This window comes from Rhodoferax sp. (assembly GCF_028689295.1).
Taxonomy (GTDB): Bacteria; Pseudomonadota; Gammaproteobacteria; order Burkholderiales; family Burkholderiaceae_C; genus Rhodoferax.
Window position 1 is genome coordinate 327,470 of record NZ_JAQTWL010000001.1, and the last position, 16,397, is coordinate 343,866.

Annotated in this window: 15 protein-coding genes; 8 read left to right on the forward strand and 7 right to left on the reverse strand. The window is 62.0% G+C overall.

The window, feature by feature from the left end:
* Positions 1-7: 7 nt before the first annotated feature.
* The 3 genes from prfB to PHF15_RS01745 form a co-directional block, all read right to left on the reverse strand.
* Positions 8-1,112 (reverse strand): peptide chain release factor 2 gene (gene prfB / locus PHF15_RS01735; protein ID WP_300118279.1). Its coding sequence is split into 2 segments (ribosomal slippage): positions 8-1,030 and positions 1,032-1,112, totalling 1,104 coding nucleotides; the frame shifts between segments, so codons are not numbered across the junction.
* 81 nt (positions 1,113-1,193) lie between these two features.
* Entirely contained in the window at positions 1,194-2,510 is a 1,317-nt protein-coding gene (locus PHF15_RS01740) for a hypothetical protein (protein WP_300118281.1), read from the reverse strand.
* An 81-nt stretch (positions 2,511-2,591) separates the two neighbouring features.
* A complete protein-coding gene (locus tag PHF15_RS01745; RefSeq protein ID WP_300118283.1) occupies positions 2,592-3,494 on the reverse strand; it encodes an alpha/beta hydrolase in 903 nt (300 codons plus the stop codon).
* Positions 3,495-3,520: 26 nt separating this feature from the next.
* Here PHF15_RS01745 and PHF15_RS01750 point away from each other — a divergent pair, with 26 nt between their 5' ends.
* From PHF15_RS01750 to PHF15_RS01765, 4 genes are read left to right on the forward strand one after another with little or no spacing between them, the layout of a single operon-like run.
* Positions 3,521-5,395 carry an AMP-binding protein gene (locus tag PHF15_RS01750; RefSeq protein ID WP_366520570.1) on the forward strand — a complete coding sequence of 625 codons (1,875 nt, stop codon included), beginning with the start codon at positions 3,521-3,523 and terminating at the stop codon, positions 5,393-5,395.
* A gap of 43 nt (positions 5,396-5,438) precedes the next feature.
* Complete coding sequence (locus PHF15_RS01755) at positions 5,439-6,503, forward strand: aldo/keto reductase (RefSeq protein ID WP_300118285.1); 1,065 nt, start codon at positions 5,439-5,441, stop codon at positions 6,501-6,503.
* A gap of 42 nt (positions 6,504-6,545) precedes the next feature.
* Positions 6,546-7,277, forward strand: coding sequence for an SIMPL domain-containing protein (locus PHF15_RS01760; protein ID WP_300118287.1), 732 nt, complete (start codon positions 6,546-6,548; stop codon positions 7,275-7,277).
* 30 nt (positions 7,278-7,307) lie between these two features.
* The gene (locus PHF15_RS01765) at positions 7,308-7,808 is read left to right on the forward strand and encodes an aminoacyl-tRNA deacylase (RefSeq protein WP_300118289.1); all 501 of its coding nucleotides are present in this window, start codon (positions 7,308-7,310) and stop codon (positions 7,806-7,808) included.
* Between the two features lie 24 nt (positions 7,809-7,832).
* Here the strand turns inward: PHF15_RS01765 and PHF15_RS01770 are convergent, their stop codons facing one another.
* Positions 7,833-9,632 (reverse strand): hypothetical protein, encoded by a 1,800-nt coding sequence (locus tag PHF15_RS01770; RefSeq protein ID WP_300118291.1) that lies wholly within the window; start codon positions 9,630-9,632, stop codon positions 7,833-7,835.
* Between the two features lie 316 nt (positions 9,633-9,948).
* Here PHF15_RS01770 and plsY point away from each other — a divergent pair, with 316 nt between their 5' ends.
* Complete coding sequence (gene plsY / locus PHF15_RS01775) at positions 9,949-10,680, forward strand: glycerol-3-phosphate 1-O-acyltransferase PlsY (protein ID WP_300118619.1); 732 nt, start codon at positions 9,949-9,951, stop codon at positions 10,678-10,680.
* A complete protein-coding gene (locus PHF15_RS01780) occupies positions 10,677-11,381 on the forward strand; it encodes an amidotransferase (RefSeq protein ID WP_300118293.1) in 705 nt (234 codons plus the stop codon). The genes plsY and PHF15_RS01780 overlap by 4 nt, the downstream gene beginning before the upstream one ends.
* Here PHF15_RS01780 and PHF15_RS01785 read toward each other — a convergent pair.
* Both PHF15_RS01785 and PHF15_RS01790 read right to left on the reverse strand, forming a co-directional pair.
* On the reverse strand, positions 11,368-12,336 hold the full coding sequence (locus PHF15_RS01785; protein ID WP_300118295.1) for an HD domain-containing phosphohydrolase: 969 nt from the start codon (positions 12,334-12,336) through the stop codon (positions 11,368-11,370). The two genes, PHF15_RS01780 and PHF15_RS01785, sit on opposite strands and share 14 nt — an antisense overlap.
* 36 nt (positions 12,337-12,372) lie before the next feature.
* Positions 12,373-12,858 carry a YajQ family cyclic di-GMP-binding protein gene (locus tag PHF15_RS01790; protein ID WP_300118297.1) on the reverse strand — a complete coding sequence of 162 codons (486 nt, stop codon included), beginning with the start codon at positions 12,856-12,858 and terminating at the stop codon, positions 12,373-12,375.
* A 33-nt stretch (positions 12,859-12,891) separates the two neighbouring features.
* On the opposite strand from PHF15_RS01790, the gene murB reads away from it, so the two are divergent.
* Both murB and PHF15_RS01800 read left to right on the forward strand, forming a co-directional pair.
* Positions 12,892-13,965 (forward strand): UDP-N-acetylmuramate dehydrogenase, encoded by a 1,074-nt coding sequence (gene murB / locus PHF15_RS01795; protein WP_300118299.1) that lies wholly within the window; start codon positions 12,892-12,894, stop codon positions 13,963-13,965.
* 49 nt (positions 13,966-14,014) lie between these two features.
* Complete coding sequence (locus PHF15_RS01800; protein ID WP_300118302.1) at positions 14,015-14,974, forward strand: complex I NDUFA9 subunit family protein; 960 nt, start codon at positions 14,015-14,017, stop codon at positions 14,972-14,974.
* A 76-nt stretch (positions 14,975-15,050) separates the two neighbouring features.
* On the opposite strand, the gene argG is transcribed toward PHF15_RS01800, so the two are convergent.
* Positions 15,051-16,394 carry an argininosuccinate synthase gene (gene argG / locus PHF15_RS01805; RefSeq protein ID WP_300118305.1) on the reverse strand — a complete coding sequence of 448 codons (1,344 nt, stop codon included), beginning with the start codon at positions 16,392-16,394 and terminating at the stop codon, positions 15,051-15,053.
* Between the last annotated feature and the right edge of the window lie 3 nt (positions 16,395-16,397).

The following is a 16,397-nucleotide window of genomic DNA, read 5'->3' on the forward strand; positions in this document are numbered from 1 at the left end:
TCGGTCATCAAACGCCCTGCTTCAAAGAGGCTTCGATGAAGGGGTCGAGGTCGCCGTCGAGCACCTTTTGCGTGGCTGAGGTCTCATAGTTGGTGCGCAGGTCCTTGATGCGGCTGTTGTCGAGCACATAAGAGCGGATCTGGTGGCCCCAGCCCACGTCGGTCTTGCCGTCTTCGAGTTTTTGCTGCTCTTCTTGCTGCTTGCGCAGCTCGAAGTCATACAGCTTGGAGCGCAGCCGCTTCCATGCGATGTCGCGGTTGCCGTGCTGGCTGCGGCCGTCCTGGCACTGCACCACGATGCCGGTGGGCAGGTGCGTCAGGCGCACCGCCGAGTCGGTCTTGTTAATGTGCTGGCCGCCCGCACCGCTGGCGCGGTAGGTGTCGGTGCGCACGTCCGATGGGTTGATGTTGATCTCGATCGAGTCATCAATCTCGGGGTAAACAAACACGCTGGCAAAGCTGGTGTGGCGCCCGCCCGACGAGTCAAACGGCGATTTGCGCACCAGCCGGTGCACACCGGTCTCGGTGCGCAGCAGGCCAAAGGCGTATTCACCCTCCACCTTGAACGACGCGCCCTTGATGCCTGCGGTGTCGCCGGGGGTTTCGTCTTCGATTTCGGTCTTGAAGCCCTTGCGCTCGCAGTAGCGCAAGTATTGGCGCAGCAGCATGCTGGCCCAGTCGCAGGCTTCGGTGCCGCCGGCGCCGGCCTGGATATCGACAAAACAGTTCAGCGGGTCGGCCGGGTTGTTGAACATGCGGCGGAACTCCAGTCCCTTGACGATGGCTTCGAGTTTGGCCACCTCGGCTTCGATGGTGATCAGACCGGCTGCGTCATTGTCCGCTTTGCTCATCTCGAACAACTCGGTGTTGTCAGCGAGTTCGCTTTCCAGTTCGCTGATGGTCACAACCACGCCGTCGAGGGCCTTTTTCTCGCGGCCCAGGTCCTGGGCGCGCTTGGGGTCGTTCCAGACAGTGGGGTCTTCGAGCGAGGCGTTGACGGTTCTCAGGCGTTCAAATTTGGCATCGTAGTCAAAGATACCCCCGTAATTCGAGGGTACGGGATGTCAAATTGCTGAGTTGCGTGCCAAGGGCGTTGATGCGTTCTGCTTCCATGATGCGTGTCCTGATCTTTGGGGTGTCAATTAACCCGCTATTTTCTCATGCCAGCAGATGGCATCGCGCCATCAGGTTACTTCATCCCCCAAACAGGCCCTTGAGCGCCTTGCCCACATCAGGCAACCCGGGAATGCCCAAGGGCGGCTTGCTGCCTGCGTCAGCTGGTGCCGGTTCTTCTGTGCTGCTGCGCGGCTGCCGCCTGGAACTCGCCGCGGCACTTTCTTCGCCCAGCGTGACCATGGTCATGGCCTTGACACGGACCTTGGCAGTCCACTCGGGTTCCCAGGCAATGCGCTTGTCGGCCGGGCGGGGCGGATGGGCCAAGTTGAGTTCGTGGCCGTAGGCAATGCCGCGCAGCATGGCGCCTTCTGCCTTGGCAAAAATGCCGGCTGGAATGGCACATTCGGTTTTGTTGGCGGGCAGCAGGACTTTTTCCTTGAGCCACTTGTCCACATTGGCGTTGCTGGCGTAGTCCATCAGGCCCCAGCCGGGCTCCGGCACCTCGGACGAGCTCCAGATCACCATCTCGGTGGTGCCGGCGTTGTCGCTGCCGCTCATGGCGTTCAAAAAGTAGGCTTGTGCGGTGGGCAAACTTTGCCAGCTGATCTGGCTGGCTGCGGCCCCGCCGCCCTGGTTGACCAGCGCCAGTTTGGGCATGAAGTCCTGCTGCTGGCCCAGGGTAAATTGCAAACTGGCGGGCAGCCCGTCGCCGCTCAGCGCATGCGCGCCGGTCAAGGAGGCGCCGGCAGGCACTTTTTGACGGTGCGTCTCGTTGGGCCAGATCGCGTGCCCTGGAATGGCCTTGGCGCCGCTGTCGCGGGTGGCGCGGCCCATCATGAATTTGCCGTAATCTTCCACGCCGGCCTTGGCAAAGTCCAGAATGCGCGGCTGGCCCGGGCGCACGGTTTCGCTGCAGCCCCAGTAAAACAGAATGCGGCCTTTGGGACGCTCAGGAACTTCATCGACGCTGCCGCCCTGGCGACCCGGCCTCTCGGCTTGCGCCTTGACGGGCAATAGCGTCAGGCTGGGGCCCATCGCCTGGCCGGGTGGAATCGTTTGAACAGCCTCGGTACCTGCGGGCTTGCGCTGGGTGCGCACCGCCAGGTCCAGCCAGCGTCCAGGCATCATGCCGCGGGTGGCTCCAAAACTGACACCGCCCATGCCAGGCATGCCGGTCATGCCGCCCATCAAACCGCCCAAGGCGCCCATGTCTGGCATGTCGTCCATACCCGCCATGGAATTGGTCGCCACATCCATCCAGTACTGCGCCACCGGTGGTTTGACCACTTGGGTTTGGGCTGCAGCTGCGCTGCAGGCAAGCATTGCCGCCGACGCTAGCGCGATGACCTTTGGGTTTGGATGGTGGCCAGTGAGTGATACCTGTTGTTTTTTCATGAGCAGCCTCCGCAAATGGTGAATGGAAATTACCTCTCGGTAAATAGCCTACCACTGGCAAAACATTCACGCCACTGATTTTTATGAAATGAAACGCTCGATCAAAGTCGCCACCGCCTGCGGCTGGTCGTGGTGCAGCATGTGACCACATTCGGGCACGGTCACGGTTTCTACCTGCGCCACCGATTCAAGCCGCTCGTGGTGTTGCGCCAGGGTAAATTGACCGCGCCACCAGGCCGTCATGCTGTCGTCTTGCGCCTCCACCATCAGCATTGGCGCGGCAATGTTGCGGAAAAAGGACAGTACTTCATCGACCCGGTAGAGTTGCGCGCTGGTAATTTTGTGCGCTGCCTCGCCCAAAATCGTCCACTGACCCGGCGTGATTTCTGCCGACCAATGGTGAGCGAGCCAGCGTGCCTTGTCCATGCTCAGGTAGCGGTTGTTCTTGGCCAAACGCGAGGCCACGGCGTCAAGCGAGTCGTAGGTTTTGAGGCTCAGGGTGCCAAGGTGGAACTGCTTGACCTCGTTCATCCACTGTGTCAGACGCGCGGGGGCTTGCGTTGGCACGGTGTCGGGCAAGCCAAAGCCTTCCAGGTTGATCAGTCGGCGAATGCGCTCGGGCCGAAGCCCGGCATACAGCATGGCCACATTGCCGCCCATGCTGTGGCCGACCAGGTTGACCGGCGTGTCGGGGGCGTAGTGGTCCAGCAGCGCATCGAGGTCGGCCAGGTAATCGGGAAACCAGAAACTGTCAGCGCCGCCAGAGGCAGTCAGACCAAAGCCGCGCCAGTCGGGCGCGATGATGAAATGCTCGCGGGCTAGCGCATCCACCACGAACTGGAAGCTGGCCGCCACGTCCATCCAGCCGTGCAGCAGCACCAGCGGCGTTTTGCCGGTACCGGGCCGTCCCCAGCAACGAACGTGGTAACTAAGTGTTCGAATAGGGACAAACTCGCTATGGGATGTTCTTTTGATTGGGTACATTTGACAGATCATAAGGAGTCATCGCCATGCCAGTCAGTCAATCCAGCGACATTGTGGCTGGACAGCCGTCCGCCATCGTGGTACGCGCATGGGATTTGCCATCCGGTTACGCCCGGCTGCACAGCGCATTTGCCTGGCAGGTGCCTGCCCAGTTCAACATGGCGCAAGCCTGCTGCGGACGCTGGGCAGCGCTGACAGGCGCTTCAAAGACGATAGCCGTTCAGGACTATCTGAGTGCGACTGAAGGTACCTCTCATAGCTATGCCGAATTGCAGGACCAGGCCAACCGGTTGGCCAATGTGCTGGTCGGCTTGGGCGTGAAGCCTGGCGAGCGGGTGGCCATCGTGATGCCGCAGCGCTTCGAGACCGCCGTGGCCTACATGGCCGTGTTGCAAATGGGTGCGGTTGCCATGCCGCTGTCGCAACTGTTCGGTCCGGAGGCGCTGGCGTTTCGGCTGCAGGACAGCGCAGCGGTGGTGGCCATTGGCGACGCGCAGACGCTGGCCAATGTGCGGGCGGTGCGCGCCCAATGCCCGGGTCTGTGCAAGCTGCTGGGCGTGGGGCTCGACCCCGCAACCCAACAGCTGGCCGACATGGATTACGACGCGGCGCTTGCAGCGGCCAGTAACCGGTTTGTCATGGTGGCCACGCGCGCCGACGCCCCGGCCATCTTGATCTACACCAGTGGCACCACCGGCAACCCCAAAGGCGCGTTGATACCGCACCAGGCGCTGATCGGTAACCTGACCGGATTTCTGTGCAGCCAGAACTGGTTTGGTTTCGACGTGGCAGGGCTGGGCGAGCCGGTCGAGAGCTTGCACCAGCTGACCGATCCGGGGCGCCTGCCCACGGGTTCCAGGGCCATCTTCTGGAGTCCGGCCGACTGGGCCTGGACCGGCGGCCTGATGGACGCGCTGTTGCCCTCGCTTTATTTCGGCCGGCCCATTGTGGCATTCAATGGCCGCTTCAGCCCGCAAGTCGCGCTGGAACTGCTGCGCGACTGCGGCGTGACGCATACCTTCCTGTTCCCGACCGCGCTCAAGGCGATGATGAAGGCTTACCCGGGCAGTGCCGGCCAGACCGTCAACCAGCAGTTTGGTCTGAAGCTGCAGGCCATCATGAGCGCTGGCGAGGCCGTGGGCGATGCGGTGTTTGACTACTGCCAGGCACAATTGGGCGTGACGGTCAACGAAATGTTTGGCCAGACCGAGATCAACTACATCGTGGGCAACTGCGCTGCCCTGTGGCCGCCCAAACCCGGCAGCATGGGCATGGGCTACCCCGGCCACCGGCTGGCGGTGATCGATGACAACGGCCATGAGTGCGCCGCGGGCGTGCCAGGTGATGTGGCCGTCAACCGCCATGACATCCACGGCCAGCCCGACCCCATTTTCTTTTTGGGCTACTGGAAAAACGCAGCCTCCACGCTGGCCAAGTTCACCGCTGATTGGTGCCGCACCGGCGACCTGGCCAGCCGCGATGAGCAAGGCTATCTGTGGTACCAGGGCCGCAGCGACGACGTTTTCAAGGCCGCGGGCTATCGCATCGGCCCGGGCGAGATCGAAAACTGCTTGGTCAAGCACCCGGCCGTGGCCAACGTGGCGGTGGTGCCCAAGCCTGATGCGGCGCGCGGCGCGGTGGTCAAGGCCTTTGTCGTGTTGTCGCCCGATTTTGCAACAGCTCGCGCCGGCTTCGCGGGACTGACGGCGCAGTTCGATGCTGACCTGATCAGGCAACTGCAGGATCATGTCAAGGACAAACTCGCGCCCTACGAATACCCGAAGGAGATCGAGTTTCTGGAAGCCCTGCCCATGACCACCACCGGCAAGGTGCAGCGGCGCGTGCTAAGGCTGCAGGAAGAGGCGCGGGCCGCCGAAGCAAAGTCCAGCGCAAGCCCGTAAACTCCAAAGATCGGCCTTGAGGCCAGTTTTTTTTGGAGCGCACATGAAAACCATTCAACTGGGTCAAAGCGCCCTGCACGTCACGCCCATCTGCCTGGGCACCATGACCTTTGGCGAGCAGGTCGATGAAGCCACTGCTTTTGACATCCTGGACCGGTCGCTGGAGCGCGGCGTCAACTTCATCGACACGGCTGAGATGTATGCCGTGCCGCCCCGCGCGGCAACCTTCAACGCGACCGAGAAAATCATCGGCAATTGGCTCAGCAAACACCCAGGCGCGCGGCAAAAGCTGGTGCTGGCTACCAAAGTGGCCGGGCCGTCGCGCAGCATGCCGTGGATTCGCGGCGGCAGCCCGGACTTGACGGGCGCTGATATTCTGTCGGCGTGCGATGGCAGCTTGCTGCGTCTGCAAACCGACGTCATCGACTTGTATCAAATTCATTGGCCGGTGCGTTCGGTGCCGGCCTTTGGCGGCATTTATTACCAGCCTGACAGCGGCAGTGAGGGCACGTCCATCCATGCCCAACTGGAAGCGCTGCACACCTTGGTGCAAGCGGGCAAGGTGCGGGCGGTGGGCTTGTCCAACGAGACGCCCTACGGCGTGCATGAGTTCGTGCGCCTGGCCGAGCAGTATGGCTTGCCGCGCGTGGCCACGGTGCAAAACCCATACTGCTTGCTCAATCGCACGGTCGAGAACGGCTTGGACGAAACCATGCATCGTCTGGATGTGTCGCTGCTGGCGTATTCGCCGCTGGCGTTCGGCTTGCTCACCGGCAAGTACGACGCGCAGGGGTTAACGGGGGCGGACGTGCCTGACCAGGCACGGCTGAAAAAGTTTGAATCTTCGCGAAAGCAGCGCTGGGGCCGCCCCGAGGCACTGGCAGCGGCGCGGCGCTACAACGCTCTGGCGCGCGAGCATGGTCTGACGCCGGTGCAACTGGCGCTGGCGTTTTGTTACACCAAATGGCAGGTGGCCAGCACCATCATCGGCGTTATCTCGGTCGCGCAACTCGATGATTGCCTGAATGCCTGGGGCACCACGCTGAGCCCGGAATTGCTCCAAGCCATCGACGCGCTGCGCTGGGAAGTGCGCGACCCCGCGCAGTAAGATGGGCCGTCGCCCGTGAACGACCTGGATAGGAAGCTTCTCATGAACCCTCTTTTTCCCCGGCTGATCGCCGCATTTTTGGTGGGCCTGGGCATCGCCCTGGCCGGTTTTGCCGTGAGCCACGGCCTTGAGCGCTTTCGTATGTCGGATCGTTCGGTCACGGTCAAGGGTTTGGCCGAAAAAGAAGTGCAGAGCGACTTTGCGGTCTGGACGCTGTCCTTTCGCCGCGCGGGGAGTGACTTTGGCGGCGTGCAGCAGGCGCTGGCAGCTGACCGCGACAAGGTGACTGCCTTCCTCTTCCTGATAGCGCGTGGTTTCACCGATGCTGAGGTGGAGGCCAGGCCTCTGCAGGTGCAGGACCTCTTTGCGCGCGAGTACGCGCAGGGTAATCAGCCTTTGCGGTTCAACGGTACGGGTCAGGTGCTGGTGAAGTCCGACCGGGTGGCTGAGGTGGAGGCGGCGGCGCGCGCGGTCGACCCCCTGATTCAGGCCGGCGTTCAGTTGGGCGGAGAGGGTGAGGGGCACAGCGGTCCGCGCTTTCAGTTGCGCGGCGTTAACGACGTCAAGGCGCCGTTGCTGGCCGAGGCCACACGCAACGCACGTGAGCAGGCGAATAAATTTGCAGCTGAGGCGGGCGCCCAACTGGGCCCCCTGAAAAATGCCAATCAGGGCGTGATCCGCATCACCGGCGACGATGGCAATGATTTTGACAACGGCAGCTCGCGCCTGAAGCGGCTGCGAGTCGTGAGTACCTTTGAGTACGAGCTGAAGTAAACCCCAGCCACCTTGCTGGACGACAAACTTATGGCGAAAAGAGAGCACATCAGCGAAACGCCGGCAACCCAATTTCTGAAATGCCACGAAGTTGCCTTCAGCGAGCACCCTTACGAGTACCTGGAACACGGCGGCGCGCTGCACAGTGCGACCGAGTTGGGCTGGGACCCGCACTCGGTGGTCAAGACCCTCATCATGCAGGACCAGGACGCCAAGCCGCTGGTGGTGTTGATGCACGGCAACCGCAAGGTCTCCACCAAAAACCTGGCACGCCAGATCGGCGCCAAGTCGGTGCAGTCCTGCGAGCCCGAAGTGGCGAACCGGCACAGCGGCTACCTGGTGGGGGGCACCTCGCCGTTTGGCACCCGCCGCGCCATGCCGGTGTTCATTGAATCGACCATTTTGGAGTTGCCAAAAATCCTGATCAACGGCGGTCGGCGCGGCTATCTGGTGGGCATCGACCCCCAGGTGTGCGTGACCTTGCTGGGGGCCAGGCCAGTCCAGTGCGCGCTGGCAGAGATACTGAGCTGACCGGGCCCTGCTTTCTTATTTCAGTCAATCACCTCTGGGGCCGTTGTGGCAGTCGTAGCAGCCCACCTTTTGTCCGGCCGAGAAGGTCTTGGTGCCATTTTCCACAGCGAACGTCTTGCTCATCTTGACCTCGCTGAGCGCGCTGCCGCGGTAGTCTGCGCCGTGGCAGTAAGCACAGGGGGTTGCTCCGCTGCTGCCCTCTGCGACATCCTTGTGATCGGAGATCCAGCCGTTGCCGGTACTGTGCATGCCGTGAGGTCCGCCGGTGACGGTGCTTGGCATGGTGGCATGGCAAGCGGTGCATTCGTTCACCGTGCCGGCGTGGCCTTGCAGGTCCTGGCTCAACACATTGTCATTGACATGCGAGGACGGGTATTCCGCATGCGTTGCGCCGTGGCAGGATTCACATTGCAGGCCGCCATGGCCGGTGCTGAAGCGGTACAAATTCAGGCCGGCTGCGGGAGCGTTGGCGTTCGAGGCAAAGCGCTGATCTGCCCAGACCTTGGGCGTGCCGACTGCGGTCACACCACTGAGTTCGCGTTTGCCGTCATGATGGCAAGACTGGCAAGTGGGTTGATTCAGCCAGCCGGTGCGGGCGTTGCTACCCACCGCCAGCATACTGCCATGGCAGCTCTGGCAATTCATGGCGGGCTTGCCGCTGGCGTCGAGCGCGTTGCCCATGGGGCCGCGCAGGCACTGCGTCTCAGAACCCGGGTGACACAGGTAGCAGGAGGTGCGGTTGCTGCTGCTGTCGAGTGTGAGCTGGCTGACCGGATCCTTGACGCTGGCATGCTGCGTGTGCAGGGCCTGGGTCAGCGGCGTGATGCCTGCGATGCCGGTGCCGGGCAGCGCATTGGAGCTGTGGCACGAGGCGCACAGAACCGGCTTGCCCGCTTGTGCGGTGGCCGCCAGGCCGCCAGCGCTATAGCCCAACTGGGTGAGTGCCGAAATAAAGGCCGGATAGGCCAACTTTTTCTCATCATGCAGGCGCAGGATGTTCTTCTTCCAGTCCTTTTCCGGATCAGCATCGTTGACCCAGCCGGCTGCGGGCTTGGCATCGGCACTGGGCGTGGATGACGCATGGCACGACTTGCAACTCATTTCGTCGCTGACGGGCAACACGGTGCGCGCCGTCGCCATGACCTTGCCGGCGGCATCCTTGGCCACCACCTTGACCATCGGGTAGAAATTCTTGACGCCGTTGTCGTCGTAGGGCGTGATGGGGATGCCCTCGGCCTCAAACCATTTATTGGTGGCATTGAAGGTCATCGGGCGCGGCGTGATCGAGGTCGTGGCATTGCCCTTGAGCCCCACGTCATTGGCCAGGGCGACACCAAAAAGTGACTTCACCCAACTCCAGAAGTTGGTCTTACCCATGCTGGAGGTGTTGATGGAACCGCTGGCATCGGCCATGGCTTCATAGGTCAGCGTGACGCCGCTGGTCACCAGGCCGCCGCTGGTGCTGACCAGCTGCGCATGCAGGTTGTTATAGGGGGGCAGGATGGAAAATACCGAGTAGTCCTTGCCGTCAACGCAATGCATGCCCAGATCATTCCAGGCCAGCAATTTGTAGCTGCCGCCTGCCGCGGGGGGCGAAGTGGGATCAGTCCCTGTGCCGTCGCCGTCAGAACTGTCATGGTCGTCATGATCTTTTTTCTTTTTCGCGTCCTGGCTCTTTTCCTTGTCGGTTTTCCGGCTCGACGCCAATTGGGAATCAGGGCTGGAAGTTCCTACGTCACTGCCGCCACCACAGGCTGCCAGCAGCGCAGCCGCTGCCGCTGCAATCAGCCCGGTGCACAGGGCAGAACTCATTCGTTGAATCATCACATCTCCTCAAGTTTGATTAAAGTCCCCCTGCTTCATACCACCGCGCGGAGCTGCTTGTTGCAGGGTTTCAAGGCGTGACGAATGGGCGATCCGCCGTACACGGAAGAGACCTTTGTCGCGCTGGCTTCGATACTAAAACCTTACATTCAATAATGCTTATTGAGTAAAGTAACGTTGTGTAACTTCATGCGCAATGATCCATGCGGGGATTTGCCTGGCAAAGCGCGTGATGGTCCAACGCCACGCTTGAGGAACTGGCAGAATCAGCCTTTACGCTCAAGTGCTTGGGCAACCAGGAGTTGATTTGGAATTGGTGCAAAGTTTTTTACTGTTGTTGGCGGTCTTGGCCGGCTACCTGATCGGGTCGCTGTCGTTTGCGGTTATCGTCAGCCGGGTCATGGGTTTGAGCGATCCGCGCACCTTCGGCAGCAAGAACCCGGGGGCCACCAATGTGCTGCGTTCTGGCAGCAAGGCGGCGGCCATCCTCACGCTGCTGCTCGATGCCGCCAAGGGCTGGCTACCGGTGGTGCTGGTCAAGTGGTACGGACAAGCCTACGGGCTGGGCGACGGCACCATGGCGCTGGTGGGGCTGGCAGCTTTTCTGGGCCATGTCTTTCCGGTCTATTTCAAATTTTCCGGCGGCAAGGGCGTGGCCACGGCATTTGGCGTGTTGCTGGGTTTGAGCAGCTGGCTGGGGATGGCCACAGCCTTGCTCTGGCTGCTGATGGCGTTGGTATTTCGCTACTCGTCGCTGGCTTCCATCATCGTCGCTGTGCTGGCCCCTGTGGTGTATGTGCTGGGTGATGGCGGGCTGTGGATCATGAACAAGAGCGTGGCGCTGGGTGTGGCCGTGATGTCCCTGGTTTTGCTTTACCGCCATGCCGAGAACATCAACCGGCTGATCAAGGGGACTGAATCAAAACTGGGCAAAAAAGCAGCGGCCGATTCGGTGGCACACGCGCCAGTGCATGGGCACGCCAAACATGGCCATCGGCATCCGCCCCAGATTGATCAGAAACCCAAAGACCGAAGCAATCGCCCATGAAACTCTGCATTCTCGAAAACGACACCCTGGACCCCGCGGTCGAGGCAACCTACATCGGTTACGGGACCATGTTCGATCGCCTGTTGCGCCAGGCCGGCGCTGCGGGAGAAATTGATATTTTCAACACCGTCAAAGGCGAGTATCCGTCCTCGTTTGAGCCTTATGACGCGGTGCTGCTCACCGGCAGCAAGGCTGATGCGTTCTCGCAAGAACCGTGGGTGCTGGCGCTCAAGGAGAAGGTGCAGGAGCTCCTGAAAACCAAAAAAAAGCTGATCGGCGTCTGTTTCGGTCATCAGTTGATTGCGTTGTGCCTGGGCGCCAAAGTGGGCCGCGCGCCACAGGGTTGGGGCGCCGGGCGCATGCAGTACCAATGGCTGGCGTCCGACTTGCCGCAGGCGCAGGGCCGGGAACAGGTGGCGTTATTGGCCAGTCACCAGGATCAGGTGTTCGACCTGCCCAGCGGCGCCAAACTGCTGGCCACCAGCGACTTTTGTCCGGTGGCGGCGTTTGCGGTCGATGACCACGTGTTTTGCGTGCAGCCGCATCCCGAGTTTGTCGAGGACTACAGCGCTTTTCTGCTCGACAAACGGCGCGCCATGTTTGGTGAGGAAAAGTACCAGACTTACACGCAGAGTCTGGCCAAGGGCCACGACGGCCATGCCCTGGCGCGCATGATGGTGGCGTTCATCAACGGACAATAGCCTGCTGCTGTGTGCCCAGTTGCAGGATCAGATGATGGTTGAGGTGTTCCTGTACCCTTGCCGCAGGCAAGGCGGCGCTGATGGCCGGGCTGCCGTTGGCGCAGACGTTCAGGCTGGGCGGACGCAACAACTGGCCGTTGTCGTTGAGCAGAATCGCCACGTCGGGGCGGTTGTCCTGGCGGCTGCGGCGCAGCACCACGCCCTGGCTGCCATCGTCAAGCTGCACAAACGTGCCGGGCGGGAACAGGCCCACCACGTGCAGCAGCGTCTGACCCACCAGCCGGCTGCGCATGTTGTCGTTATTGAGGATGTCCTGGGCCGACTCGGTTGCGCTACGGCCCGCGCGCGATTGCCGCGGGCTGATCATGGCGGCATAACGGTCAACCACGCCGAGCATTTGCGCCAGGCGCTGGGCCACCGTGAGTGAATACTGAGGCATGTCCGGAGCCTGTTGGTGATGATGCTGTCGCACCGTTTGCAACCAGACCTCATCCTTGATGCCGAGATGGCGCAGCAGGTCGGCACTGCGCGTTTCATGGTCGCGCACCGCGGCTTTTTGATCTGGCGTTGGCTGCTCGCGCTGGTTCGCCAGTTGGTCCTGCAACTCGGTCATGGCGATGTTCATGGTCAGCGCGGCGTGCACCAGGCTGTCGCGCTCGGCCTGCGGCAAATGAAATTCCTCCGCCACCAGATGGCTCAACACGGCGCACACCAGAGCGTGCGAGGCGCTGTAGCCCACCGGTGAGTGGGCGGCCAGCTGGAACAGAAGGTACAGCGCCACGTCGGTGTCGTACTGGATCAGGTTTTGCATCCAGCGGTCATATTGACGGATGCGAGCCTCGAATTCCTGCACTTTGTTCGGGTGGCTCAGGATCATGGCCAGGCCCGCCTCCAGGTCCGACCAAAGACCCAGCAGGTCTTCGTATTCGTCCTCGGATTTCAGGATGAAACTCATGGCGCAGCCCTTGCCCGGAACCGTTGCGGGTGCAGGTTAATCGCGGAAGTTGTCAAAGCTCAGCGGAATGTCGGTGATTTCCTTGCGCATCAGGGCCATCGCGGCCTGCAGGTCGTCGCGCTTGGTGCCGCTCACGCGCAGCTTGCCGTCCTGGATGGCGGCCTGCACCTTGATCTTGCTGTCCTTGATGATGCGCTGGATTTTTTTGCCCAGTTCGGTCTCGATGCCGTCGCGCACCTTGATCACCTGCTTGACCTTGTCGCCGCCCATTTTCTGCACGTCGCCCTTGTCCAGAAAACGCACGTCCACATTGCGCTTGGTGAGCTTGTTGCGCAGGATGTCCTCGATCTGGCTGAGCTGAAAATCAGCGTCGCCGATCAGCGTGATTTCCTTGTCCTTGAGTTCGATGGCAGCCGGCGTGCCCTTGAAGTCAAAGCGGGTGGTGATTTCCTTGCCGGTGTTTTCAATGGCGTGCTTCACATCGACCATGCTGGCTTCGCAAACGGTATCAAAAGAGGGCATGAGGGTTCTCGCTAAATGTTCGACAATCCCGCCATGTTAGTCCAGAAAAACGTTCCGCTGCAGCCTTTTAATACCTTCCACATCGTGGCCAAGGCCCGTGCGCTGGTGCGCATCCGTGGTGAGTCCGACGTCCAGGCGCTGCTGGCCGATCCCGAACTGGCTGCGGCACCGAAGTTTGTGCTCGGTGGTGGCAGCAACATCGTGCTCACCGGCGATGTCAAGGCGCTGGTGCTCAAGGTCGAGGTGATGGGCCGCCGGCTGGTGCGGGAAACTCCCAGGGCCTTCATCGTGGAAGGTGGTGCCGGCGAAAACTGGCACGACTTTGTCACCTGGACGCTTGAAGCAGGCTACCCCGGCCTGGAAAACATGGCGCTGATTCCTGGCACCGTGGGCGCCTCGCCGGTGCAAAACATCGGCGCCTACGGGGTCGAGCTTCAAGACCGCTTCGACTCGCTCGACGCCATCGACCTGCAAACCGGCCAGTTGTTTACCCTGAACGCGGCGCAATGCGCGTTCGGCTACCGCGACTCGGTGTTCAAACATGCCAGCGCCTCGGATGCCAGCGCCGGTCACCAGGCCGTGGGCCTGAAAGACCGGGCGCTGATTCTGCGCGTGCGTTTTGCCCTGCCAAAACCCTGGAAACCGGTGCTGGGTTACGCCGACATCGACAAAAAAATGGCCGAGCAGGATGTCAGCCAGCCGACCGCGCGGCAACTCTACGACTGGGTCTGCGCCATTCGCCGCGCCAAGCTGCCCGACCCCGACGTCATCGGCAATGCAGGCAGCTTCTTCAAGAACCCCACGGTCACGCCCGAGCAATGCGCCGACATCATCGCCCGCGAACCCAAGCTGGTGCATTACGTGCTGGCCGATGGCTCGGTCAAGCTGGCTGCGGGCTGGCTCATCGATGCCTGCGGCTGGCGCGGCAAGTCGGTGGGGCAGGCGGGCGTTTATGAAAAACAGGCGCTGGTACTGGTCAACCGCGGTACCGGGGTCGAGGGTTCGGGCGCCACCGGCGGCGAGGTCATGCTGCTTGCCAAGGCGATCCAGACCAGCGTGTACGAGCGTTTTGGCATCCGGTTGGAGACCGAGCCGGTCATTATTTAATTCACCCCAGGGCAGCGCTTTGCGCATGTTTTAACGCATCATCAACGACATGAAAAAAATTATTGTTTTAGGCGGCACCGGCTTCGTTGGTACCCATGTGTGTGAAAAACTGGTGCGCGAGGGCTGGCAGGTGACGGTGCCCACGCGGCGCGCCGACAACGCCAAAGCCGTCAAACTCTTGCCCGGCCTCACCGTGCTGGAACTCGACGTGCAGGATGAAGCCGCCTTGACGCATGTTGTGGCAGGGCATGGCGCGCTGGTTAATTTGGTGGCGATTCTGCACGGCACGCAGGCAGCGTTCGAGCATGTGCATGTGGCCTTGCCGCAAAAAATTGCCCATGCCTGTTTGGCCAGCGGCGTGGCCCAGGTAGTGCATGTCAGCGCGCTGGGGGCCGATTCGTTGCAACCCACGCTGGCGCCGTCCATGTACCTGCGGTCCAAGGGCGAGGGCGAGGCCGTGCTGGTGCAGGCGGCCATGGGCGGAAGCGCCGGGGACGCGGCGCAGGCCGGGTTCGACCTGAGCATCTTGCGCCCCAGTGTGATCTTTGGCGCCGAAGACAAGTTTTTGAACATGTTCGCCAAGCTGCAAAAGCTGCTGCCGATGGTGCCCTTGGCGGGCGCTGATGCCAAATTTCAGCCGGTCTGGGTGCAGGATGTGGCCACTGCGGTGGTGCGCTGCCTGAGCGGTGCCAGCGCCGCGCCTTCGCCGCGCGTGATCGAGGCCTTTGGCCCGGAGGTTTTGACCCTGAAACAACTGGTGCAAATTGCGGCCCAGCTCAGCGGCTCAGGCGGCGGTATGGGCCGGCCGGTGATCCCGCTGCCGGCATGGGCCGCGCGGCTGCAGGCCACCGTGATGGGCATGGCCCCGGGCGAGCCGATGATGAGCCTGGATAACCTGGACTCGATGAAAGTCGACAACGTCGCCACCGGCAAGCACCCCGGGCTCGATTCGCTCGGCATCAAGGCCGCAGCCGTGCGGCCGATCGCCAAGCAATACCTCGGCCGCTAGACATCCTTCGGCCTGAGGCGGGCCTCCTACAAGATGCCTGACCCCTTGTAGGAGTGGCGCCCTCGCCGCGATGGGCTCAGCGCTTGTTCTCGCCCGTGAGGCTGAGCAGGTCGCCACCTCCACCCAGTGACAGCAGACCCGACTTGGCATAAATGCCCAGCTTGGCTCGGGTGTCGACAATGTCGAGGTTGCGCATGGTGAGCTGGCCAATGCGGTCAGCCGGCGAAAACGGCGCGTCTTCCACCTTTTCCATGCTCAGGCGCTCGGGCGCGTAGGTCAGGTTGGGGGACTCGGTGTTGAGCAGCGAATAGTCATTGCCGCGGCGCAGTTCCAGCGTCACTTCACCGGTCACGGCGCGCGCCACCCAGCGCTGCGCCGTCTCGCGCAGCATGATGGCCTGCGAGTCAAACCAGCGGCCCTGGTACAACAGGCGGCCCAGCTTGCGGCCGTTGTCGCGGTATTGCTCGATGGTGTCTTCGTTGTGGATGCCGGTGACCAGACGCTCGTAGGCGATGAACAGCAGCGCCAGCCCGGGGGCTTCGTAAATGCCGCGGCTCTTGGCCTCGATGATGCGGTTCTCGATCTGGTCGCTCATGCCCAGGCCGTGGCGCCCGCCAATGCGGTTGGCTTCGAGGATAAGGCTCACCAGGTCGGGGTATTCGACGCCATTGAGCGCGACAGGGCGGCCCTCTTCGAAGCGCACCGACACTTCTTCGGCCTTGACGACGCAGTCGTCGCGCCAGAACGGCACGCCCATGATCGGGTTGACGATGCGGATGCCACAGTTGAGGTTTTCCAGGTCCTTGGCCTCGTGCGTGGCGCCGAGCATGTTGGAGTCGGTCGAATACGCCTTTTCGGCGCTCATCTTGTAGCCAAAGCCGTGTGCGGTCATGAACGCCGACATTTCGGCGCGGCCGCCGAGCTCGTCAATGAACGCCTGGTCGAGCCAGGGCTTGTAAATCTTGAGCGACGGGTTGGTTAGCAGGCCGTAGCGGTAAAAACGCTCGATGTCATTGCCCTTGAATGTGCTGCCGTCGCCCCAGATGTTGACATCGTCTTCCTTCATGGCGGCCACCAGCATGGTGCCGGTGACGGCGCGGCCGATGGGCGTGGTGTTGAAGTAGGTCACCCCGGCGGTGGAGATGTGAAAGGCGCCACTTTGCAGCGCGGCCAGGCCCTCGGCCGCTAGCTGGCTGCGGCAGTCGATCAGGCGCGCTTTTTCGGCGCCGTATTCCATCGCCTTGCGCGGAATCTCGTCGTAGTCGGACTCGTCAGGCTGGCCCAGATGGGCGGTGTAGGCGTAGGGCAGGGCGCCCTTGAGCTTCATCCAGTGCAGCGCGGCGCTGGTGTCGAGGCCGCCCGAAAAAGCGATGCCGACCTTTTGGCCGACTGGAATATTTTGAAGGATGGTGGCGCTCATGGG